Annotated in this window: 22 protein-coding genes and 1 pseudogene; 2 read left to right on the plus strand and 21 right to left on the minus strand. The window is 38.6% G+C overall.

Translation table 11 applies throughout. The annotated features are described in order from the left end of the window. Positions 1-8: 8 nt before the first annotated feature. Together BIZ38_RS01090 and BIZ38_RS01095 are read right to left on the minus strand one after the other, a co-directional pair. Positions 9-971 (minus strand): diguanylate cyclase, encoded by a 963-nt coding sequence (locus BIZ38_RS01090; protein ID WP_054551542.1) that lies wholly within the window; start codon positions 969-971, stop codon positions 9-11. 3 nt (positions 972-974) lie between these two features. Continuing rightward, complete coding sequence (locus tag BIZ38_RS01095; RefSeq protein WP_054551543.1) at positions 975-1,979, minus strand: response regulator; 1,005 nt, start codon at positions 1,977-1,979, stop codon at positions 975-977. 205 nt (positions 1,980-2,184) lie between these two features. On the opposite strand from BIZ38_RS01095, the gene tpx reads away from it, so the two are divergent. Next, entirely contained in the window at positions 2,185-2,766 is a 582-nt protein-coding gene (gene tpx / locus BIZ38_RS01100) for a thiol peroxidase (protein ID WP_187489322.1), read from the plus strand. 78 nt (positions 2,767-2,844) lie between these two features. Here tpx and adk read toward each other — a convergent pair whose 3' ends face one another. The 9 genes from adk to BIZ38_RS01145 all read right to left on the minus strand — a co-directional run bounded on the left by adk (position 2,845) and on the right by BIZ38_RS01145 (position 10,526). Continuing rightward, positions 2,845-3,489: an adenylate kinase gene (adk, locus tag BIZ38_RS01105; protein WP_036967590.1), complete on the minus strand. Its 645-nt coding sequence runs from the start codon at positions 3,487-3,489 to the stop codon at positions 2,845-2,847. Positions 3,490-3,669: 180 nt separating this feature from the next. Next, the gene (htpG, locus tag BIZ38_RS01110) at positions 3,670-5,586 is read right to left on the minus strand and encodes a molecular chaperone HtpG (RefSeq protein ID WP_222937980.1); all 1,917 of its coding nucleotides are present in this window, start codon (positions 5,584-5,586) and stop codon (positions 3,670-3,672) included. Between the two features lie 177 nt (positions 5,587-5,763). Beyond that, the gene (locus BIZ38_RS01115; RefSeq protein ID WP_187489323.1) at positions 5,764-5,979 is read right to left on the minus strand and encodes a glycoside hydrolase family protein; all 216 of its coding nucleotides are present in this window, start codon (positions 5,977-5,979) and stop codon (positions 5,764-5,766) included. A 65-nt stretch (positions 5,980-6,044) separates the two neighbouring features. Then, positions 6,045-6,599 (minus strand): hypothetical protein, encoded by a 555-nt coding sequence (locus BIZ38_RS01120; RefSeq protein WP_187489324.1) that lies wholly within the window; start codon positions 6,597-6,599, stop codon positions 6,045-6,047. A 121-nt stretch (positions 6,600-6,720) separates the two neighbouring features. Continuing rightward, entirely contained in the window at positions 6,721-7,659 is a 939-nt protein-coding gene (locus BIZ38_RS01125) for a hypothetical protein (RefSeq protein ID WP_187489325.1), read from the minus strand. A gap of 10 nt (positions 7,660-7,669) precedes the next feature. Further along, positions 7,670-8,041 carry a LexA family protein gene (locus BIZ38_RS01130; RefSeq protein WP_222937981.1) on the minus strand — a complete coding sequence of 124 codons (372 nt, stop codon included), beginning with the start codon at positions 8,039-8,041 and terminating at the stop codon, positions 7,670-7,672. Then, the gene (locus tag BIZ38_RS01135; protein WP_187489326.1) at positions 8,031-8,810 is read right to left on the minus strand and encodes a hypothetical protein; all 780 of its coding nucleotides are present in this window, start codon (positions 8,808-8,810) and stop codon (positions 8,031-8,033) included. Before BIZ38_RS01135 ends, BIZ38_RS01130 begins: the two co-directional genes overlap by 11 nt. 1,280 nt (positions 8,811-10,090) lie before the next feature. Continuing rightward, positions 10,091-10,336: a hypothetical protein gene (locus BIZ38_RS01140; protein ID WP_187489327.1), complete on the minus strand. Its 246-nt coding sequence runs from the start codon at positions 10,334-10,336 to the stop codon at positions 10,091-10,093. Continuing rightward, positions 10,326-10,526, minus strand: a complete 201-nt coding sequence (locus BIZ38_RS01145) for a hypothetical protein (RefSeq protein WP_055022470.1) — start codon at positions 10,524-10,526, stop codon at positions 10,326-10,328. Before BIZ38_RS01145 ends, BIZ38_RS01140 begins: the two co-directional genes overlap by 11 nt. Positions 10,527-11,311: 785 nt before the next feature. Between BIZ38_RS01145 and BIZ38_RS01150 the strand changes: the two genes are divergently transcribed. Further along, entirely contained in the window at positions 11,312-12,187 is an 876-nt protein-coding gene (locus BIZ38_RS01150) for a hypothetical protein (protein WP_187489328.1), read from the plus strand. Between the two features lie 175 nt (positions 12,188-12,362). On the opposite strand, the gene BIZ38_RS01155 is transcribed toward BIZ38_RS01150, so the two are convergent. The 10 genes and pseudogenes from BIZ38_RS01155 to tnpA form a co-directional block, all read right to left on the minus strand. After that, positions 12,363-13,046 (minus strand): hypothetical protein, encoded by a 684-nt coding sequence (locus BIZ38_RS01155; RefSeq protein WP_187489329.1) that lies wholly within the window; start codon positions 13,044-13,046, stop codon positions 12,363-12,365. 120 nt (positions 13,047-13,166) lie between these two features. Next, positions 13,167-14,474, minus strand: a complete 1,308-nt coding sequence (locus BIZ38_RS01160; protein ID WP_187489330.1) for an AAA family ATPase — start codon at positions 14,472-14,474, stop codon at positions 13,167-13,169. 491 nt (positions 14,475-14,965) lie between these two features. Beyond that, positions 14,966-15,619: a Cthe_2314 family HEPN domain-containing protein gene (locus BIZ38_RS01165; protein WP_187489331.1), complete on the minus strand. Its 654-nt coding sequence runs from the start codon at positions 15,617-15,619 to the stop codon at positions 14,966-14,968. Positions 15,620-15,772: 153 nt separating this feature from the next. Beyond that, entirely contained in the window at positions 15,773-17,689 is a 1,917-nt protein-coding gene (locus BIZ38_RS01170) for a DUF262 domain-containing protein (RefSeq protein WP_187489332.1), read from the minus strand. A gap of 97 nt (positions 17,690-17,786) precedes the next feature. Then, the gene (locus BIZ38_RS01175) at positions 17,787-18,317 is read right to left on the minus strand and encodes a hypothetical protein (protein WP_187489333.1); all 531 of its coding nucleotides are present in this window, start codon (positions 18,315-18,317) and stop codon (positions 17,787-17,789) included. A 504-nt stretch (positions 18,318-18,821) separates the two neighbouring features. After that, entirely contained in the window at positions 18,822-19,133 is a 312-nt protein-coding gene (locus tag BIZ38_RS01180; RefSeq protein WP_187489334.1) for a hypothetical protein, read from the minus strand. A 72-nt stretch (positions 19,134-19,205) separates the two neighbouring features. Then, positions 19,206-19,592: a hypothetical protein gene (locus BIZ38_RS01185; protein WP_187489335.1), complete on the minus strand. Its 387-nt coding sequence runs from the start codon at positions 19,590-19,592 to the stop codon at positions 19,206-19,208. Between the two features lie 398 nt (positions 19,593-19,990). After that, positions 19,991-21,712: a GTPase domain-containing protein gene (locus BIZ38_RS01190; RefSeq protein WP_187489336.1), complete on the minus strand. Its 1,722-nt coding sequence runs from the start codon at positions 21,710-21,712 to the stop codon at positions 19,991-19,993. 20 nt (positions 21,713-21,732) lie between these two features. Further along, on the minus strand, positions 21,733-23,838 hold the full coding sequence (locus tag BIZ38_RS01195; protein WP_187489337.1) for a GTPase: 2,106 nt from the start codon (positions 23,836-23,838) through the stop codon (positions 21,733-21,735). A gap of 324 nt (positions 23,839-24,162) precedes the next feature. After that, positions 24,163-24,597: pseudogene (tnpA, locus tag BIZ38_RS01200) on the minus strand (IS200/IS605 family transposase). Positions 24,598-24,625 lie beyond the last annotated feature (28 nt).

Genomic DNA, 24,625 nt, shown 5'->3' on the forward strand with positions numbered 1-24,625 from the left:
TTGTTTGTTTATAAATCTGTGTAAGCTGTGACCTTGTTACGGCCGTTTTCTTTTGAGTGATATAAGGCTTTATCGGCGGCTTCAACCCACTTTTCGTAGCGATCAAACTTCTCGTCGAAGCAGGCAAAGCCAATACTGACCGTCAGTTGAATTTGTTTGCCATCAAAGTAAATTGATGAGTTCTCAATGAGTGTTCTTAATCGCTCAGCAAATATATGTGCACCTTCATGATCAGTATCAAGCAAGGTTACCGCAAACTCTTCACCGCCATAGCGACCTGCTAAGTCTGTTTCACGCAGAGTTTTACGCAGTAAGTCTGCAATATGACGCAGCGCCTCATCACCGCCGCGATGGCCATGTTCATCATTGACCTTTTTAAAGTGATCAATATCAAACATTAACAAGGTGCTGCACCCGCCACTGCGCACTATGCGCATGTATTCTTTGCGTAGCTTTTCTTCCCAATAACCACGGTTAGTAAGCTTAGTAAGTGCATCGGTACGGCTCATTTGTTCAAGCTTGCTATTCGCTTCTTCTAGCTCTTTTTTATTCACCGCTTCATCGGTTACATCATAGATAATGATACAGATATGCGATACTTCACCTGTGGTCGTCGTCAGTGGAATAAAAGTGGCATTTTGATACATATGATCCGCTTTACCGGTAATTGGGCGGTAATTCTTAAAACGGAAAATATATGGCTGCTGCTCCCAAATAGTAAATGAGCGATTATTTAAAATGAACACAGACTCAGATTTGCTGCGAAACCACTTTTCATCGATTGATGGAAACAAATCAAACAGGTCTTTATCTTTCACCGCGCTTGGCAATAGGCCAGAATGGTTTTCCATAAACCCATTCCAGATGCATACTTTGTAGTCTCTATCGAGCACCACTAGGCCTACATCAACGGTATTAAACATATCCATTAACCAATGGAGTTCATTCATATTAAAATCGGCTGCAGGCATAGTTTAGTCTTCTAATAAATAAGCTACTTTGTACTTAAGGGTTTTTAATGAGTCCTCGGTGAACAGCAACATCAAATCACAGTTAATATTGTGATTTTCGATGCCATAGCTGATCTCAATCGCCAGCGTTCGTTGCCAGCGAGATTTATTCGCCTTTACTAAATCAGATACATCACAGTGTTGTCCCAGCACCACAGGATGACCTTGGCTAAAACGCATATCTAATTGGTGCGACAGTCCTGTCAGAATAGCCCCTATTAATATGTTACTCACATCCATTAATAGCTCTAATTCAACTTTATCGTTGAGCTCACCCTCATAATTCATTAACGAGGCGATTTCTTTAAAACTTGAATCATTTAACAGCAATAGTGCTTCGCCAGAAACACCGCCGCCAATAAAACCCTGACATACACCTGAGGTTGCGGCATTGGCATCAATCGAGCGCAAAGCCATATCTAGTTCATTGACTTCTAAAACATTTACATTAGGAATAGGAAGCTTTACGAATACATTAAGAAGACGCGCTAATAAGTCTCCAGCTTGCCCCATTGCGACATTGGTGAGTTCTTGGTAGATATCACGCACATCGGGATCAACTTGCTCACCTAGCTTATTAGCAAGACGCTCACGCATGGCTTTATCTTTAATACCATGATGTTCAATAATACTCGCTAGTTTCTCGGCGGAACAAGGTTTTTGAATAAAGTCGATTGCGCCTAACTCAAGCACACGTCGATGAGCATTAGGTTGGATGTCTCCGGATACAACAACAGTGAGAACATGAAGGTCTTGTTCTTGAATGGCTTGCAGTACTTCGTAACCATCCATTTCAGGCATGTTTAAATCGAGAAATAAAATTTCCGGCTGAATTTTTTTGATTTGCTCAATACAGTGAACACCATTTTCAGCAAACTCAATTTTTATATCCCAATCATCGGGTAAAGAGCGTGCTAATTGTCGACGTGCTAACTTTGAATCATCACAAACTAATACCGATGTTGACATATATTCTCTCTAAATCCACACTTTCTAACTAGCAAAAACATTAACTAGTAACTTTATTCTTATTTTTATATGTAAAAAATAGGGTCACAGACACATGTTAATCAAACTAATGGTTATTTACAATTTTAAATTGTACTAATCCTTGGAGCCACTTCATGAGTATAATACACTGAAGTTAAATGCGTTAATTTAAAGGAATTTTATTATGTTACGTCCGCTAATGTTTGCATTAGGCGCTGTGTGCACGTTTAGTTATGCAGGTGATTTATCAGAAAATAGTTTAGACGCAGGTAAGGTTTCAGCCCAGTCTAAACCGGTTACTTTACTAGGGCAAGGTGTTGAAGTTGGCCAACAAGCGCCTAATTTTAAAGTAGTAGATGGCAACTTTACCCCCGTCACACTAGACAACTATCAAGGCCAAGCAGTGCTTTTAAGCGTTGTGCCAAGTTTAGACACAGGTGTATGTAGTATTCAAACCAAACACTTCAATAAAAAAGTAGCTTCAGAATACCCAAGTGTGGCGATGCTGACCTTAAGCGCAGATTTACCGTTCGCACAGAAGCGTTTTTGTAAAGCCGAGAATATAGACAAAATAGTGACCTTATCTGACTCTGTATGGCGTGACTTTGGTAAGAACTACGGTTTGATTATCAAAGATATGGGCTTGTTAACCCGTGCCGTATTTGTGCTCGATAAAGACCATAACATCGTTTACAAGCAGCTTGTCGATAACCTTTCAAAAGAGCCTGATTACGACAGTGCTATTGCGGCATTAAAGAAACTGTAAAAGCGCAATTTTAACTTGCAGTGATACAAACACAAAAAAACCGCCCAAGGCGGTTTTTTCATATCAGCAATTAGGCTATTAACCTAAAAGCTCACCAAGTTGTTGGCTAACAGCTTCAACAGCTTGAGTACCGTCTAATTTGTGGTACTGAGTGTTGCCTGCTTTCGCTTCAGCTTGGTAGTAATCAACTAATGGTTTAGTTTGGTCGTGGTAAATACCTAAACGCTTACGAACTGTTTCTTCAGTGTCGTCATCACGAATGATTAGGTCTTCACCTGTGATGTCATCTTTGCCATCAACTTTAGGTGGGTTATAAACAACGTGATAAACACGACCAGAGCCAGGGTGTACACGACGGCCGCCCATACGCTCAACGATAATTTCATCAGCAACGTCAAATTCGATAACGTGATCAACTACCACGCCATTCTCTTTCATTGCATCTGCTTGAGGAATAGTACGAGGGAAACCGTCTAGTAAGAAACCTTTTTCGCAATCTGGCTTAGCAATGCGCTCTTTAACTAGACCGATAATAATTTCGTCAGATACTAATTGACCTGCATCCATTACTTTTTTAGCTTCAAGACCAAGTGGTGTACCTTCTTTGATTGCTGCACGCAGCATATCGCCCGTAGAAATTTGTGGAATACCGTATTTGTCCATCAAAAACTGAGCTTGAGTACCTTTACCTGCACCCGGCGCGCCCAAAAGAATAATGCGCATATCATTGTCCTCTGTGTGATACTAATCTTAAAAAATGGTCGATCAGTGGAGTTTTGTTTTTAGAGCCTGAATTCTTCCACAACTAAGGCTATACCTCAAGTAACTTATACCAATTGCCTATATTAGCGGCAATAAAAAAGGGAGCCTTGCTCCCTTTTCCAACTCATTGCGCTAAAACGCTTATTTGCTTAAATCTAGCATAAGTTTGTTCAAACGAGTTACAAAGCCTGCAGGGTCTTTTAACGTACCGCGTTCAGCCAGTAATGCTTGATCTAGAAGTACTTGTGACCACTGGGCAAACTTGTCTTCATCTTGTTCAACATTTAAGTGTTTAACAAGCTGATGCTCTGGGTTTAGCTCAAAAATTGGCTTTTGCTCAGGCACTGTTTGACCAACTGATTCCATTAACTTTTGCATTTGCGAGCTCATATCGTGCTCATCAGCAACAACACACGCTGGTGAGTCAGTTAGACGGTGCGTAAAGCGTACGTCTTTAACGTTATCACCTAGTGCAGTTTTAATGCGCTCAACTAAGCCTGCAACTTCTTTTTCTGACTCTTCTTGCGCTTTTTTCGTTTCTTCGTCATCCATGTTGCCTAAATCTAAGTCACCACGGGTAATTGACTGGAATGATTTTTCGTTGAACTCTGTTAAGTAGCTCATCATCCACTCATCAACACGGTCGCTTAATAGCAACACTTCGATGCCCTTCTTACGGAAGATCTCTAGGTGTGGCGAGTTCTTCGCTGCAGCGAATGAATCAGCAACTACATAGTAGATTTTGTCTTGCTCTGGCTTCATACGCTCAATGTATTGCTCAAGCGATACATTTTGAGTGCTTTCATCAGTATGTGTAGAAGCAAAACGCAGTAGCTTAGCAATCGCTTCTTTGTTAGCCGCATCTTCAGCTGGGCCTTCTTTTAACACCTGACCAAACTCGTTCCAGAACGTTTGGTAATCTTCTTCGCGGTTTTTCGCCATACGCTCAAGCATTTTAAGTACGCGCGATGTACACCCTTTACGGATTGCTTGCGTTACTTTGTTGTCTTGTAGGATTTCACGCGACACGTTTAGTGGTAAGTCGTTTGAATCAAGTAAACCTTTCACAAAACGTAAGTAGCTTGGCATGAACTGCTCAGCGTCATCCATGATGAAAACGCGTTGTACATACAGTTTTAAACCTGATTGACGCTCACGGTTCCATAAATCGAATGGTGCTTTTTTCGGGATGTATAACAGGCTTGTGTATTCTGTTTTACCTTCAACCTTGTTATGTGCCCAGCTTAGTGGCTCTTCCCAATCGTGACCGATATGCTTATAAAACTCTTTGTACTCTTCGTCTGTTACTTCTGACTTATCGCGAGTCCAAAGTGCTGTTGCGCGGTTAATACCTTCCCACTCGCCTGGCTGTGCTGGAATTTTCTCGCCGTCAGGACCCTCAGATTCAGGTACCTCTGCTTTATACATCTCAACTGGAATAGAAATATGGTCTGAATATTTAGTTACGATGCTACGTAAACGGAACTCATCAGCAAATTCTGTTTCGTCTTCACGAAGGTGAAGAATAATTTCGGTACCGCGTGATGGTTTATCAATCTCTTGTAATGTGTACTCACCTTCACCTGCAGATTGCCATTCAATACCTTGGCTTTCACCTGCTTTACGCGTACGCACTGTTACTTTGTCAGCAACGATAAATGCTGAGTAAAAACCAACACCAAATTGACCAATCAATTGTGAATCTTTGCTTTGGTCACCAGTTAGGTTTTGGAAAAATTCTGCGGTGCCTGATTTTGCAATTGTACCTAGTGAATTGATCACATCTTCACGGCTCATACCAATACCATTATCAGTAATGGTGACCGTGTTTGCTTCTTTATCGGCACTGATACGTACTTTTAGTTCCGCATCGTTTTCGTATAAATCGCCATTAGAAAGCGCAAGGAAACGTAATTTATCTGCCGCATCTGACGCGTTTGATACAAGCTCACGTAGGAAAATCTCTTTATTAGAGTAAAGAGAGTGAATCATCAAATGTAATAACTTGCCCGTATCAGAGCCAAATTCATGTTTTGTAATGTCTTTTTGTTCTGCCATGGTAATACCCTTAACACTTTTGGTACACAGTTTGGTACACATTATAATTCTTAAGCTTTCGCTTCTGGAATCAATATTGTGTCGGTATATCAACAATTCAAGTATTGAACATGAGAAAAATACGCAATGTGCTCGCCTTGGCTCAGATTTATATTGATAACACTCATTATCTGTTTGTTATGAGTCCAAATCATCAGCTAACAAGTTCAAACACTCATCTTCTGTGTACTCTTTGCCAACAACAGCTGTTTCAGTATGGCCGTAACAAGTCGTCGCTATGCCTACAGGGTCAACATAGCCAGTTAACTCTTGGCCCTCGAAAGTAGCGACTGTGACACCCGCAGCCGCAAGAATGCCGGAAAACCCCAGCGCTATAAGTTTTCCTGCTTTCATAGTTTGTTCTCGAATTTTAGGTATAAAAAAACCCGCAAGATGCGGGTTTAACTAATTACTTACTATTAAAAGTGTCCAAAACGCAATTGCTTAGTAATGACTTGATTTTGAGTAGTGCTAAACTTCAATTCAACTCTAAGGTTTTTCAATAAGAATAAGAACCGATCAAAATCACTCCCGCTCAATCCCCTAGCGGTAATGAGACTATGCGAACTATTAGGACTTACTCCTAATGGCCCTCCAAGCTCTAACCTAATCCCCTTAAAGCTAGTTTTTATTTTGTCCTCGATTTCAATTTGACTAAGTTCTTTACCGCCCAAAAATAATTTGTATTCAAGTTTTATGGCTGCTCCGTTTCCATAGTTGTGAAGGGTGTAGCGATAAAGACCTTCGGGTTTACTATAGTACTCAAGTTTTTCAATGACTGGTTGAATAGAGTTCAAGAATTGCTTTTCATTATGCTTTAAGCCGTTCCAAGCAAATAGAAAAGTAATTAATGCTGCTGAAGTAGCAATCAAATCACTCAGTTTTACTTCGAATGAGAAGCCTTGACCAATAATTACCCCTGCTAGGAAGGTCAATAAAACTGCTAAAACAATCATCTTATCAAACTTCTGCAAGCTTTCTCCTTTTAAGCGTTATAGGTATAAGATTAACATGCAAAGCTTTGTGGGAATATAAAAACAAAAAATCCGCAAAGTCATAAACTAAGCAGATTTCTTCAACATAGAAAATACTATATCAGGATTGGGGGGTTTGCAAGTTCGCTTCACTATTTTTTAATTCCCCGAAAAAGATGTTGAGATGAATGTCACAACTCGAAGTAACTTCATTGTAATGTTCAATACTGATAAGCCCTGTCAAGCGCATTATAAATAAGGCTCGATATACATCCATTGCAAAAACCCTAATATCAAAATCTTCACCTGAATTAGTATGCGTTTTAATAAAAATTCCTATATTAAATATATTTTGAACTATATGTTTAATTTGTTGTTCCAGTTCTACATCTTCGAGTGAGATATCTAACTCTGTTAAAGTATCCAAATCAATTACAGGGAAACCCTCACTAAAAATAAAGTTGTCAGATTCTAAGTTAGCATTTTTAAGTTCGTTGTAAGAATTCTCTGGGAAAGTATACCTGTAAAGCCTTTCTGTATTAATTACTAAACTATCACTCTCAACTTTTGTTGAAAGCCTAAACATTTGTTTACTTAAAGATAACAAGCTATTCAGCTTGCTTTCAAACCTTTTAATATGCTCATGGTAAAGAGAAAAATTTTCCTTCTTTATGTATAGAGATAACTGACTTTCAAGCCTGCTTGATTGCTGTTGCGCTAATTTTAATTGTTCAAAAGCCAACCTTTGCTGCGCATTTGATAATCTAAGCTGCTCAGAAAACTGTAAGCTTCTAGCATATAACCCCAATAATGTCGTTATAGTTACCATTAATACAAAAAATCTAACGGGTAATGCAAACACAGCCTCCACACCTACCCAATTAGATAACTTCATTACATCATAGTTAATTTGATTTCCAACAAATGCAAACTGAGCACCTAATAGCAGTAACGGTAAAATCCAAGTTAACGAAAGAGAAGTTTCAAACCTAAACCTCCACTTTTCATATGCCTTTTCTTGATAACTCTTGTGATTGCTAACTAAATCCAGATTTTCCATAGACTAACCCTTAAACAACACTTTTTACACTTCCTCTGTGCATTCTCACAGAACTAATCACAACCCCTTCAAAAAGGTACTCATCATGCTTTGTAACTTTTACCGGTGGGTATTCTTCGCTTGCAGAAAGCAGTAAGTTATTCTTGAGGTCAGTAATCTTACAAACAAACACACCGTTGTATGCACAAACAATAACATCGCCTTGCTTGACATCAACGCTGCGGTCAATTATGAGTAAGTCACCGTCAAAAATTCCAACTCCTTCCATCGAACGGCCGCTAGCTACTCCATAGAAAGTTGCATCTTTGTTCTTTTCGATTAGGCCGCCGACTCCATTTGGCAAATCTTTAAAGTTATTAGCTTTGTTGAAGTTACTTTCCAATATTAATTCCTTTATGTTTCTGAGCTAAAAATTCTGCCAAGCTTTTGTAAGAACTAAATTGCTCTAAGATTTTAGGTTCACGAATCAAAGGAAGCTGACGAGCGGAACCTAACAGGCTTTCAGAAATGCTCACATAATCAGCGTTCAAATTAGCTCTAAATTTAAACCTGTTTTTTTTACATGCATGAATAAAGTCATGAATATTATCTACTATTTCAGTATTCACATTTGCGATTAAGTGGTAAATATCTTGTTCAATTGTATTTAACTCTATTTTTAAAGATTTAGCATTGCTACGCTCTACTTCAATATCCTCAGCATTAAGCTTGATCACTGCTTCCTCATAACCTTTGAGGTAGAGTTTTGATTCACCTTTTTTTAGGTTGTCACTGTCTTGTACAAGCTGAAAAATTTTTACCTCACTTAACCTCAAATGAAAGCGCTTCAAGTAAAACAAAGATATTTTACTTATTAATTGTAGCTTGTTATCAAACTCCTTTGCCGACTTCCATTCATTTAAATTTATTGCTGCTATTACCAGTAACAAAGTTGTAGCCCAAGATATGAGGCCTGTGAAAATCGCAATCAAAATGTCACTTACCGACCCCCAGTTGCCATTTGTCACTTCGCTATCATAAATCGATGTACATACATATGCTGTAGTTAAAAGGTATAAACCAGTTATCACAGCGACTATAAAATAGTTTTTGTGAGATGTAAGGATATCTTTTCTCCAAAAGCAAAAGTTTTTAAGCATTGTTTTGCTCAACCTTTTCTGCCAAAGCCCTTAGCTTATATGCAATCGTCGCTTTGGTATCATTCTTATTGAAATAAGCCTCTAAATGTTCATTGTCGATATCTAGAGCTAGTGTGAAATTGCAGTAATCGCCAAATCCTACTGGCTGTACTTTTTGTTGGTGAGTTTTTGCTGCATGTTATCTCCTTATTTCATACTGCAATGTATTAGAGCATTAAAATGCCCCTATGCGCATTTAATTGCGCTCAGGTTGCGCAATCAGCAAGATTATATTAATAAGATATTGTTATTTATATAAATTTGCAAGATAAGAGTTGCGCACTAAATTACATTTAATGCGCAACTATTACACTCAGTCGCATTTATACTTATATGAAGAGTCATTGGCAGGATCAAACACAAAATACTTAGTAGGCTTAGGCTCCATCCTAGGGCTTCCTTCAATTTTTGGGTTCGAGCTTTCTGTACATTTGTAAATTCGTCGAGTGACCCCAGGCTTTATGTATTCAGTTGCGTCAACAACCTTTCCATTAGGAAATAAAAAGCATTGTTTAACTGCTATTTTAGTATCACATTGGTTGTAAAAGTATAATTGTGGGTCTCTGGCAGGATCATTATTTAGTCCAGTACCTAAACAGCTTGACTTCCTTTCCTGGGATTTTAAGACTGCGCATTTATCTATCGCGACGGTCTCACCGGACGCTTGAGTAACTAGAGGGAATGAAAGTCCTAAAAAAGCGAAAGAACAGAAAAAGACTTTTTTAAATTTTCTCATTGGATTTTCCTTTTTGGGTAATATCAGTTATTACCTCAACTTAACCAAAACAAACCTCGATATATAATTGAAGTAACTAAAATATAGGTCACTAAATAGAAATAGAAAGCCAATCTAATGGGAAATATTATTAAAGTTGCCCTTTTACTATGCAGCATCCTCCATCTTTTCATGAATGTTTTTAAATATATCCCGCTCCCATTCACTAATTAGCCTCAAAAGCTCTTTAGTTACTTCGTCATGTGCACAACTGTAGCTTTTATGGTTGATACCAATGATTTGGCAACGGCTTCTCTTTGATATTGGCCTACGCCCTCTACCATGGCAGTGAATGCAAATATCAGGGCTTGGACTTGTCGCTTTTTCGCCTGATGCTAAACCGCTGCCATCGCATTCATTACATATATTCTGTACTTGCAAATATGGAGCTTGTTTAAATTCTGATATGACTACTATTTTATCCCTTATAAACCGAAAAAAGCGCCATATAGGCGCTTTGGTGGACAAACATAAGAGGTTAGTAAAACCTTAGTAACACATACTCAAGCATCTTTTTCATTCTGGGTGTGTGCTTTTCTGCATAGATATAGTAGCCCGTTGCACCCATTACAAATTTGGTGCAAAACAGGCTCATTGCGATTAGCCAAACGAGATTTTCTGTGGTCTTAAGCTGATAAAACGTAAATCCAACACCACTGAATAGAATCAGTGCGATAACAATCTCTATACGATTGCGATAGATAAATGAGTGTTTAAAACTCATCTATTCCACCGCAAGAAATATCTATCCCCCAATCAGTATCATCAAATACAGAGAAAGAGTCACAGCTTGTTGTATCAGAAAAGTCACTGTTATCTGTGCCAAATACGTTGCCACCTATATCTACACAATTGCCATTATCAGCATCATTGATAGGTAAACCGGTTGCAGGATTAATCGATGTAGTCGTCATTTTTTAACCTCTTAGAGTGGGTGAGTTCTCTTTAAAAGTTAATGATTTTGTGATAAAAAACAAACTTGTTTGACTGCGAAGCTCAGCAACAAACAGTTTGAATTATCACTTTCTTCTTTTCTATTTATCTCACTATTCACAGACAATATTACTTTGTTTTGTTACGAAGTAGACTTACTTTTTCGTCTGAAAGACATCAAATCCAGCTTAATTCGGAACGAAATTAGGCAATAAAAAGCGTCTCAGAATGAGACCAATAAGTCGCGTAATGTGCCGTAGGCGAAGCCGAAGAAACATGGAGCAGCGCGAATGTACAGCTGGTCTGTACTCACCGCGATGATGTTTCGCCCTAGCGAAATTCGGTTGAAATTTGGTACAAATTGAAAAGCGAACCACCTTTTCGATAGAAAAGTAAGCGATATGATGAAGGCGGATAATGGGGCACCCATCGCCTGTTCATAAAGCGGCATTGTGGCGGTGAGTACAGAGCGTAGCTCGGTACATTCGCGCTATGGCTTAATACGCTAGAGCGGTAGCTCGTCGAGTCAGCTCGTTGCGGAGCAACATCAGAGATGACGGGCGTTTTAAGCCATATGTTTGAACAACAACGTTGTGAAGACATCAGCTGAAAGCTGCCTGTTGTTGCGATAATCATCGCGACAACTCTGCCGGGCACGCGTACAAAGCATCCCGGTAGGAAAAACGGCAAACAATCGCTAAAAAGCGATAATTTGCAAGGTGGGTTGTTAGTTAAAGATTCAAACTAACAACCTGGGTCTTTAAACATGACAAGCATTCAAAACAACAATACCAGTAGCCAACTGCAGCTCGCCTACCCTCGCTATTTTGATATTGATATGCGCTACTATGAAGGTGCAAACAATCATCAAAAGTTCACCAATCGCTTGAGGCTTTCGGTCCTTATTGCCATTCGATTTACTATCATTACACCGGGCCTTGTGAGTTGGCTTTATAGCATCTCACACCGATTAGCCTTGGAGCATTTAAATAGACTCACTAGCGATGGCTTTTTAAAGCTTGTTAAAACACATCGCAGCCCCGATGGGCGCGTCTATGTTCCAACCTACAGTGCTGCAAAGTACGCTGAAGAAATAATGAATATTGATGTGTACTTCAGAGCCAATACCAACCCCGCCTTACAGTTTAACCATAACAACGTAATGCATAACTTAATTAACGCCTTTGTGATGCTAAGAGGCATTCACAATTATCACAGTGATGGCACCTACGCCCCCATGTGGCAAAGCTTTATAACTGAACCCGAATTCAAACGTGCCAATACAAGCACAGAGACCCGAACAGTCGATGGCGCAGTTCGCTTAATAGATGGCTCAATTGCAGCCATAGAAGTCGAACACTCCTTTAAGAACAAAGCAGCACGGCAAGCCATTCTTCTAAAATACCTATCCTCACTTAAAAATGGCGACTACGACAAAGTGTTTTTATTCTCCCATTCGCAGCAAATTTTTGACGACATAAAGCGACTGCATGAACAATTATTCGAAGAAATGACAACACGGTTCAATAAGAAAGCTCGCCACCCTCTACTATCGCCTGAAGATGTCGAGTTACTGCAGTCATCTATTATCTACCGAACCAAGCTATGCGATGAAATAAGTGAGAGGTTTTATAATGACTAAGTGAGTTTCGGCATGGGCAGAGTCATAAGGGCATAACCCGTTACTGGACAAAAACGCGCTAGAGTATTTGTTCGGTAACGCCCCAAAAAGGGGCTGATAATGCTTGGCTAAAACTAGCGACGAAAGAGCGCAAGCCTGGTGTTTTGCGTCCTTTGGTTAAAGCGTTTGTTATAACTCATTGACATAATAGCCCTAGACTAATTAACCCAAATACGCAGGGCAAGCCTATATCAATTGTGAAGAACTTAACTCTTTGCTGTTTACCATAAAGCCAAAACCAGCTTTCAAACCTCGCAATACGAGCGAAGTCATTATTTAATTGATTTGACCAATGAGTTTGCACAAAAATTTTTATTTCATCTAACTTTTCTTCTAATTCATATCTTTTGACACTGTCATCATTGATGTTTCTTAATTGCTGCTCTACTTGCCGAGGGATATCTTGAAATAAATTTTGTAGCTTCCCTGCATGATATATAGGTTCATCATCTAAGCACTTAAGAAAACGGAATGCCAACTCTTTTCGGTGAGCAGAATTTGGATCACTTGGGTGACCAACAGTTAAATTTAAACGCCACTTAATTACCTCATTCCACGCAGACCAAGTAAATGAAATTAAAAAGTAAGTAATTAAAACGGTAAAAATAATATCTAATTCATTTCGCTCCAACCCCGAAATAAACAGGAATGGTGTTCGAGTTGCATTTATGCCTAAATCAAAAAATATGAAGCAACACGCTAAGAAAGACGAAACAAGTAAGTTTCGACGAGTCTTAATAGTTGGCTCTGAAAATTCAACAAAAGGAAATTTTTCGTATGAATTTCTGGCGTCAGAATTAATAGGCTTGAAAGTTGGCACGATATTCCTTGTGAGTTATAAGGCTTGCCGTAAACGGCGAAAAATATCAGGCTAAATTTAGCGACGAAGGAGCGCAAGCCTGCTGTTTTACGTCCACGGTTTAACGGTCTTGTTATAGCGCTATATATCTAATCCGTCCATTGGGCACAATATTTCATCTTTGATGTTTTCAAGATCTGCATTTTTTAGAAAGAAATAAAATGTAGAATCGACAATTTTTAATTGCCGAGAATTTGAATCATATGCGATGACTGGGGGACGGATACCTTTGCTTGATTGTAATTCAGTTAGTCCTTTAAGAGCCCTAGTCAATAAGTTACCATTTAAAGTCTCTTTCCTGTGGTGTATTTGCTTCAAAGAATGAAGAAGAGCTTCTTTACTTATACCACCATTAACACCATGAAATCCTAGTTCCAAAATATGCTTCACTATATAATAGTGAAGAAAATACGGCATTGGTTTATCCGAAGAAATAGAGACCCCCTGTCCGCATGCCATAGATTCTAAATTTCTTAGATGCCTACCGGAATACTCTTCTGTTTTCGCTTGGATAGCTTGATTATAAAATTCAGTGTTATCTATAAATTTTTTTTCTAATTGCTTTTTGGTTACACCACTTTTTATGCAGGTATTTTTTAAAAGCTCTTGGAACACACCAACACTACCAAATGCATTTTCAATACAGCTCGTCAAAATCGCAGTTGAGAATGTAATATTAAGAATCTCTGAACCTTTAGCTGCAATTGCTTTAAAATCGTCTTCAAGCCAAGGTTCAACTGGGATCTCAAAAATCCGATCTTGGAGTTCATCATTAAATTGAGCTAGTCTGTTTGCTTCTTTCCAAACACCTAAGATTATGAACCTTACCCTTAAATCCTGAAATGTCCTTAAATCGTAGGCAAACGTTCTTTGCAGTTCCTCTGGAAGATAATGGAAGTTTTCTAAAATAATAACTTTTTTATGACCAACTCTATGAATTAAATCAGCAACATCATCAGGCAATTCTAAGTTAAATTCTATTTCATCGTATTGCTCTTCAAGTTTTTTGTTTTTATCTTTTTCTATACCTACTTCCACTTTACCTTTTAAAATCATAGCTACAGCACCTTGGATAGAGGCTTTTGACTTTATCTTTGTGGAATCACCAGTTCCCTCAGAGAAGGAAGTTTTTAAAATAACATCTGACTTTCGCAGTATAGATTGGTAAATATCTTTTAGAGTTGTCTTTGGAGACAAGCTGATAAGTATATTTTCTTCATATTTAATGTATTTTTTGACTAAAGCTGTCTTTCCTTGTTTGGATGCTCCATAAACAATAATTTGTTTGTCAGTACGAAGTGCATCTTTAAACTTATCGTCAACTTGTTCCCTTTCTACGTGACTTTCAACCTGCTTACCACTAACTCCAAATACTTCTTCTACATTCACTGATACTACTTCCTTTTATGATGATTCGACCAATTTTAATTGCGCTATAACAATTTATAGTGCGAGCTTCGCGCAACTTTCTGTCGATGTCACGCGCATGTATTACATCCATTAATAAATCTATTATTAACAAATAAAGAGATGCATTGCTAACTATAATATTTTTATTGGCACTAAATAAATTCAGAAAAAAGAAAAATACTCCCGTCTCTCATTTTCTTCGATATATGCGCGTGCTACACAGTTTGGAAATCAATTAACTACTATTCTAAGCCAATCTCAATATCTGGTTATTTTTAAAAGTAGCCCTATAAAGGGTTTGCCTAAACACGTTTTGGGGCAAAGGCGAGTTATATTTAAACCCCTGCTCGGTGCAGACATTGGTAACGCCGCATAATAATGTGCACAATGCGGTCACAAAACTTAACAAGACCAACGTAAACACAAAACCCAACAATAGAATGAGAAATACCAAGCGTTGGGAATTACTCTTAAATGCTTTGTTCTGTGTCTTTTATCAGTTCAAGATAATATACGGCTAAGCTATCAATCAGTTTACTGACAAGATTTTGCATTTCCCTAACCACTGGCTTAAAGTCAGAGCTAATTTCTTCTCGTACCAAAGCCGTAATTTTTTCAGGTGCCATGATTTTGGAGACCTCTGACACAAAATTTCCCTCATCACTTTCCATTACTTGAATGACGATCAGGTTCTTAGATGAAAAACCCTCTTGATGTGCAATCCTATTTCGAGCTGCCCTTAGTGTAGAAACTGATTTATTAAGTTTTTTTAAAAATTCAGCGGTTTTAGGGTAGTTCTCTCGCATATGTTCAAACACGAATTTGTTCCCACCTAAACGCTCCATCAGATTCTTATCCAACAAAACTGCTGTACCAACGAATAAATGACATCGGTCTACTACGCTAGTTAATCTAAGTAAAAAGTTTTCAGCATGAAAAGCATAATGCTCTGACAAATCAAAATTTGAATCATCAAATTTATCTTTTCCCAAATACTCTAGTGACAGACTTAGCGTTTTAAACGCATTGTCTATTTCCAGCACTCTCGCATAGACATCATGTGCATATTTTTGTTTTTCTGTTACTTTTGCACTGGCTTGCCCATTTTCTTGGGCTTCCAACATTGCCTTTAGGTATTCAGACACCAATGGAAGCAAAAGCTTAATATTACTATTTGAAGTATTAATATGAACCTCCTACGTCCACTGACATATAACGCCTTGCTCACCAAGTAAATTAGGAGCTTAGCTGGTAATTTATCAGAGTGCAGCAACTTGTCATGCATTTACTAGCTCGATTTTATCGAGGTGCAATAATCGTTTTTTAAAATCCGCGTCACCCAACTCTATATTCCAGCGTCTCTCCATGAACCGGAGAAGATCCAAACCACGTTTTAAAATTTCCAGTGATGTCCACTCATTATTTTGTGCTACCTCATTTTCTGAGACCGAGCCGTTGTAATAACCAACACCAACGCCATTATTAACCTTTAGAAGAAAGCTATCGTTTTGTAGAGCAGAGTTTTTAGAGCGAGAGAGTGGTAACAGATTACCCAAAGAGTGGGTTAAATATCGCTGCTCCTGTTCATTAAAATGGCCAAAGCGATCCTCCCAATAGGTATCATCAGGTGTTTGAGGGAAGATATGCTCCAACGTCACATGGTCTTTTTTACTGGTTTTCAATACATCCCAAGTGAGTTTACTGCTCGCCTGTTTACCTTTCTCTTTGAGCCAGTATTCGTGCTCATACAGGAAGTATCGAATACCATCCCAGTGATAAAAACCATCCCTGTCCAATTCATACTTCTCTTCGATGTGAGCAAGAAATTTCTCCGGGTCATAATAGCGATCAACCCAATTGTTTATAGTCTCCACCACCTCACTAATCGATTTAATCCCAATCAAGAGATCCCGCGACATACTGAAGAATTCTGTATCACCTGTATTCGAACGACGTTGGCTAAGGTTAAAAAGTGTGAAGTTATAGCGTTCAGCAGTTGCGAGAAGCTTACTAATCATATCGTCATCTTGCTTGGAGACAAATGAAGATAGAATCAGGGGTTTGAAAGATCTAAAACTCAAGCGCTCTAAACGGTCTAGCCACAGCTTTTGAGATTCGGTCAGTTGATTACCCTGAGTGAAATAGGGATCATGCATATAGAACCAGTAGACAATAGACTGCTGAAGACTTTTCACATAATCAGAGATCTCTTCAATTTTAAGATGTTCTTCGACTTTTTTAGGGTGAGTAATATTGCGGGCATTAAATTTCTCATCCAGCAGGAACTTAATGTAGTCATCCCCTTTCCGACGAGTATATTTAAAATACATTGTCCAATGGTTCCGCAAAAAGAGGTTATCACTGAGCGGAACATCAGGATTCTTACCCAAGTATTCATACATGGTTTTCCACGCATCATTGATATTGATCCTTAATTGTTCTCGCCCATCATTATCCTTAAATAGGGTCGAAAGATAGATCAACCTATTCTTGAGAAGCTCCAAACTGGTAAGCGGCTTACCCCGGTTATTCATTGTCTCGAAAGTAACAAATACATCAATCTCTTCATCAATTTCGTACAGATTGAATTTCAGTTTCTGCGTAAGTTTCTTATAAACTAAAGCAATCTTATCAACCGACATTCCAGATAGACGCTCTTTAAAGTAACGTTTGGCAAAGCTTAGATTACGCGTATAGAGCGTTTCTAGAAACTGATTTGAACCGGAATGCTCACCAAATATCTTCGTTTTCATGTATTCATCACTGGGATTATCTTTCTCATACCCAAAGATGAAACTCTGTTGCAACTTATTATCCGCTTCATAAAATATGAACTGCTTACGGATAGAGGCGATAGATTGATAATTTAGCTCTGCGTCATCACCGACCGACTCAAGGATTGCCTGCAATAGGATCATTGACGTGGTTAAACGCTGTTGGCCGTCAACAACATAAAATGGGCGAAAGCCTATACCTTCTATTAACCACAGGTCTTTCTCCCAGCGCTGATACAAACTGGATTTTACCGGCTCTAGTGTGATTACACCTGTATAGTGAATTCTATCGGATTCGAGCTGAAGAATATCTTCCCAAAAGTCCTCAACCTGGTGCTCCTTCCAAGCGTAGCCGCGTTGATAATCGGGAATACGCAGTAAACGCCGCTCAACAATTTCACTTAAGCTATTCAGTTTCATAATCAAAGTTCCATTTAAAATAAATACCAACGCCTTAATATAAGGCGAAAAATAGCAGGCTAAACTAAGCGAAGAATGAGCGCAAGTTTGCTGTGGTTTATTCTCTTTTTAATCTTTTGGAATTTAAATCTTTTTTGAGTAAGTCCGCTAATTCGGAGTGCTTTTCCCAACACTTTGGTGTGTATTCTTTAGCTGTTTGGTCTATTTCTTCTTCCCATTCCTTTCGTTTCTCAAGTCTCCATTTTTTCTCATGATCTTCCTCAAACTTTGGAATGAACTCTTCTGGAGGTGACGGTAAATTATTTACCATATCAATTATTGAGCTTCTCACTGCATTGAATGCTTTTCTGATATCTTCTGTAGAGTGAAGCCTTAATTTAACTTCTACTTTATAAAACTTTTCTAATTGTGCGTCAGTATCGCGACCTTTATTTCTAATTAATCGTTCGCTAGTATGAAGTACCTCTTCATATAAAGCAGACAAATCATTAAGCTCTTTTTCCAAAAGCCTAACTTGATCGGCTCTTTCTTGCCTTTCTCTTGCATTTTTTGAAGTTATAAACGCATTAAGAAGCATTGCGCTACCAGCAATAACTGCTCCTAATACTGTTCCAATAATTGCTTCCATATACTACAAACTCTCCTTACCACATTACAATTAAATTACGAGCTATTGGGTCATCTTTCTGCTGCAGTCTGTCTAGTTTTGCCCTATGATCATTGATTGCAAATTTAGGAAGTACTTACCAGCATTGAGTTTATATTACATTACCCAAAATGTGGGCACTACAAAAACGACCCATTTGGTCGTTTTCTTGACTATGGAAGAAACTTAATGATTATGGATATATAAAAAGTAATTTAGGTGGAAGGATGAACGTCAGCTTTTTGCCCTAAGCCATCTTTAGAGAATTTATATTAACTCATTGTGGGGCAAAGGCGAGTTATATTTATAACCCGTCGATGGACTAAAACGTTTTAGTTCATCGGCTGTATTAGGCGAATTTCATATAAAAATTTCTATGCGGCAAAGCCCATCTAAGGAGCAAATAATTAGCTTGGCTAAAATCTGAAACGAAATGACAAATGCCAAGCTTTATTTGTCCCGCTTTGGTTGCTTGTGAGCAGTACATTACACTGTAGTAATGTTGCTCCCCTTAAACCACAAACAATCATTGCCTGAATCTATTTCGTTGGATAATTCATCGAATGGGTCCAAGCTTAAATAAACCAAATTGTTACGTATAATGAGTTTACAATGGCTAATGTAACTAGCTGAAAAGTCTTCGTAAAGTGAATACTCTGCAAGCTGACTTATTCTAAAGGAAGAAATAATTCCATCGTTTGAAACAAGGGAGATTTCGGCAAAGTTATTAGATGTATCCCAATCATACCCAATAATGATCTGAGAAAGCATTTTATCTCTGAAATAAGATGAATCCATTAAACTTTCCTTGTACTTTTAACGCCCACTTAATAGACAATGTGCTGAATGGGTTTTGAGGTGCTTGTTATGTTAGCGTTGATAGATAACTTCTTTAACTATACTTGGACCGCAGTCTTCGCCAAACCCCACTACAATATAGTCTTTTCTTATTAAGCTAGCATCAATACTATACCAAGCCACAAGCTGCTCACCTTCATGAAATACTTTTAAAGGGGCGGTAAATTTTGGCTCTTCAATACTGTCAGAAACAAGCAAAACTGCATTCAAGCTCTGATTTTCTATACTGTCGGGAAGGTTAATTGTAACGAAGTAATTATATCTGTTTAAAGTGCTTTCTATACTTACTTTTTTGCTATGAAGGTCGTTATATTGTTGTTCGGCTGCATCGTTTACAATACAAGAATCTGCATTTGCAAAGAATGCTATTGAGCTAAGAAACAAAATAATAAATTTCACTATTAGACCTCGAATGAAACATAAATACTTTTTGTCCTTACCTTAATTTGAGTTAATCAGGACTCTTAACCTTTATTAAAAGCCTACTGTTCTGTGAAACCTAGATGTTACATTGAAACAATCAAATAATGTATTGATTGTCACCTACTTGTTCAGCATGTGATGTCAGTCTAGAGCCATTTTCGCTCACAGCCGAACCTCGCTAAAGTGCCAAAAGCGGGCGCTGATAGCCACGCTCTGCGGCAACTTTGGAGCGCAGCAGAAAGTTTGTCCGGAAGCAACGCTTTGCTAAGCATTTCCTAGTGAACCAAAGACTGTCTTTCGTAATAAAACTCTTATTTACTTATGTCCTTAATGACTAACTTAGCTGAAGTTATATCTGTCATAAGTTCGTAACTCTACCCAAGGACCAATCCATCGCGCAGGTTGTTTAATTCAGATATCGCCTTTTCAATTTGTTGCCGCTGTTCAATATTCGCTTTTGATGTACTCTGTAAGTCTTGTAATGCTTCAGAAACATGGCAAATTTCAGTCGTATAGAAAGATGTTGATAACTCGTCCATACGTTTAACAAACTCAATTTTCAACTCAAGAAATATTTCCCGATAATTCTTCCTAATATCGCGTCTAGCAGCTATAAGGTTTGCGGCGCGTTTCTCTTGTTGAATATCGTCGTTGATTTGTACGACTACGCCTATTAACGCCATAACCGGCCCAATAAACTTCGCAGCTGAGCCAATTTTTTCAGCAATATTAATAGCTTGATAAGGTTTAAATTTGGCGCCAAAAAAGTGTCCTATCTCTAGGACTGCTTTGTGGAGATTACTGCCCGATGCAGCTTTCATCCCTTCTTTAGCAGTCTTATTTAGTGCCTGATTTGATAACCATGAGAATCCTTTCTCTGCAGACTTAAGAGCTTGCTGTGTTTTGACCGAACTCTCATGCTTATCTCCGATATTATGCGTTTCAATATCAATATCTGCATTAGCATTAAGTTGATCTGTAGCTTGAAAATGATCGCTCAAAACCGCTTTGAGTGACTCTGCTAACGGGCTTGTATTCAGATCTTGCAGATCAGATTCAAGAGTACTTAAAGCTGAATAGACAATTTTCTCAATTTTCAGCTGGGTTTGCTTAACTTCAGCAAGAACATCATCTGCAGAGCGCAGCTGTCTTTGCTTAAAATCCGCCTCGTTGAGGTCATCATCCACAGACTCCGCCAGCTCATCACCAATAAGTAGAATATTTTGCTCCATTTCAGATAAATTGCCATCAAACTGCTCTTGAAGCTGCTTTTGACTAGACTTTAATCTCCTAATCTTTTGCTGAAGCAGCTCAACCAGAGCTTCCTGCGTCGGATCTTCAGCGGCCAACTTACCCAGTAACTCTTCTAACTGAGTGTGTATAGCGCCTAGCGGTGTAGTCAACTTTCCTAGCAAACCTCGCTCTTGTGAAAATTTGTCAATAGCTTCGATAAAGCCACTAAAATTAGATAGAGCCATTAACTCTGCTCTATCTTCTTCACCCTCTTCTTCTAATGACTCGAAATATGACTCTGCATCAACAAATACAATAGGAAAGTCTTCCGGTATTCTGGGTTCTAAAACTTCAGCAATCCCATTTAATTTGGTCTCCACTGTACCTGAATCGCGTTGAGATTTATTTACTACCAGAAGAATTTCTTTTTCTCTTCCTTTTGTAAAGCATAGATCTCTAAATGCAGCCCCAACAACATCATCAAACAGTTCATTTGTAATCACGTAAACCAACAAATCCGCCTGATCCATCGCTATAAATGATGCTTCATCATGCTGCTCCCTTTCACCTGCAAGAATGCCAGGGGTATCCCATACAACCAAATCTTTGTAGTCATACTTAATCACTTGATCGGTTGTCACGCCTGAGTCAATGGGAATGTCATCAAGTCCTGTTAATCCTTTAATTAGAGAAGATTTTCCAGAACTATATTGGCCAACAAAAGCGATATTTAGCTTTGAATTTTGATACTCATCTTGATCCGGAAAACTGAGACCAAGTTCAGTTAACTCAATTCTCTTAGACAAATCAGCAATAAATGCCGATATTATTTGCTTAGCCTGGTTAAACTTCAACTCTTCCATTAATGACAAACCTCACTCATTTAATACATTGGTTTTGCAGATAACTTGATATTACAAATAGCAGCAGCCAACATAATATTGCGCCCCTGCTTTCCAATAATCCGTCCAAGATCTTCTTCTTTAACAAAAATGAAGTACTCTCCATTTTCTCCTTCGACTCGAGCCTTAACTTTTCTAAGACCTAATATATAAGAAAGCATCTTCTCTATCGAGTTTTCGTATACCACTCTAACACGCTCACCCAAAAGTGTCTGCAACGACGAGAGTAGCTCAGGCTCTTTAAAATGATTGGTGACGGTGAAATAGCAAGCGTAACCGGGTTGGCGGACTATGCGTTTAAACCGTGGTTTTTGATAATCATCTGAAGCCACGATATCCATAGTCCGAAGCAAGTACCTTTCGTTTATGTCATATTCTAATTGATCAAGCTGGAGAAGCGCTTTTTCTAAAGACTGAATAAACCTATCAAGCCCAATGCAGATCTCATTTAAGTCCGATTTAACCTGAAATATCTGATTTGGTTCGATATCATAGTGAAACCAATTTGTGATTTCTTTAATCGAATTATCCCGCTGCACTGCTATTTCATCACGAATCCCTTTAGTTCGACTACGCTTTTCCATTTGTAGTTTCTTGTCTTTTGAATCCGAGAACATTTGAAATATACTAAACACGAAAGCTACACCTGCTAGTACCCAACCAATGGGATTCCAGCTATTTACAAAAGCAATGGCAGAAAGAACACCCAACCCAGCTGCAGCCCAACCATTTATGCGCTTATAATCATAAGGATCAAATGACTTTTTACCTCCTTCTATAATTAGCTTGCCACGAAGCTCAATATTCTTAACCATATCCCGATTGAATTGTTCAAGATCAGCAGCAAGCTCTTCAGCTATATTATTTGCCACATTTTTGCAGCGTTCTTCTAAAGCAAAAGAAGCAATGTGTTCTTCCAGTCTATTGCCAAAATACTTATACTGAATATTGTCATCAACAAAACTTGATACTGACTTCATTAATGGAACAAAAGCTCGTCCGACATCTTTTTCAATCTTATCCGGCACCCGTTTTGATTGGCGTTCGTGCCATTTATAAACACGCTTCTGGGTATTAGCGTATTCCTTGAGCAGCCCTTTAACTGATTCTTTCTGGGAATGAATCAATGTATCTAGATCATCCGTATGAGTTAATGTCGAACCTAATAGTGTTTGAACTCGCCTAGCACGGCCTTTATGCGTAATTTCATCTGTTAATAGAGTTAGGAGATTATCCATTCGACTGACTAGATAAAGCTCTTCTTTTTGATCACTATAGGCCTCCTGAGTCGACAAAAAGGCTGCTTGAGCGTGTATAGGGACAATATGGATGAATCTTGGGTTCATCCCCAGCTTTGCAGCTTGGTTTCGCAACCTTTCCTTGTGCCCTTCGAGGGCTGAAGCATTGTAGATATAGCTATCGGGATCTTTTATCGCCTTTTTTCGAAGAACATTCTTCTCCAGATTTTTCTTCACATTCACAACAAATATTAAAGGCTTGTTCAATTGGTAGGCGTATTTCAGCTCGGTAAATGTAGACTCTTGAATACTATCATCGCTGAGTAAAAAGAGAACCACATCTGATTGTTCAAGAATGCTGCGTGCTATCTCTGTATCTTCCTTGCCGTTATAAGCACCAAACCCTGGTGTATCTATAATGCGAAGATGATTCCAGTAATACTGACGCACGTCTCGGGTCGTTCTTTGCGCCCCCATCCCTATAGTTGATCCATCTCCTCCAGTAATGGCTTCACGTATAGTGCTTTTACCCGCCATAGTGCGGCCAAACAACATAACACTAAAGCTTTTTAGTGACTCTTTATGCTGTTCTAGAGCCTTTATTTGCTTAGCCCTGAGCAACTCATAACCGGCACCCAAGCTGCTTTGAATATCAGTCAATCCCTTCGCTGCAACCTGAGCCTTGGAGGTAACTTGTTCTGCCTTCAATACAATATCGTTGAATTCATTGTTTAGGTTTTTAACAACTTGATCGCAACGCTTACAAAATTTTACTGCTGCTTTGAATTCATCCTGAGCAACCTTTTCGCAATCCTTCAATGCTTTGCGATAAGCATCCAGCTTCATCATATATCTATTCTCACAATCAATAATTAACTCAATTTCTACACTTATTCCCTTTCCGTGTAAATCACATTGACAGTTTCGTGATTACTCATAAGTGACAAAAAATGAACTTTTACGCCCTATCTGATAGAAGATTAATTCAATCCTTTTTGTATGCTTAACTAATGAGATGGAATCCCCCATTTCATTCGACAATTTTTCCTAACTTGTTTTGGGGCAGAAGCAAGTTGAAATACCAGTTATGTCTTTATTTCATTAAGTTATAAGTAAAAAATCCACCTTCTGAAGAAGGTGGCTTTGCATTAGCCCCCTAGAAGGGGGCGTTGTTTACTGCAGTGTTAACTGCGCCTGTTCTTGTACCTCTTCCTTTTCTTGGTGTCTGACATACCGCCTTATTATTTCTTCATTTATTCCTACAGTATCTACGAAATACCCTCTCTGCCAAAAGTGGTTCCCCCATAACTTATTTTTTCTTAAGTATGGATATTTGCTAAATAGCTTTAACGCTATTTTTCCCTTTAAAGCACCCATTAGCTTCGAGACTGATAACTTCGGCGGTATCTTTACCACCAAATGAACATGATCAACCTGCACATTTTACTCTACGACTTTGCATCCCAGCTGCTCACAATAAACTTATATGCACCTGTAAACATCTCTGCCTACTTTGTTCTTCAATATCCTGAACCTGTACTTTGGTGTCCAGACTATATGATATTGACATCGCCAATACACATGCGATGCTTTCTCGTATCTACTCATGTTTTTTCCTTATATGACTTCGCTAAAA

It is taken from the genome of Pseudoalteromonas sp. BZK2, from assembly GCF_014349195.1.
GTDB lineage: Bacteria > Pseudomonadota > Gammaproteobacteria > Enterobacterales > Alteromonadaceae > Pseudoalteromonas > Pseudoalteromonas simplex.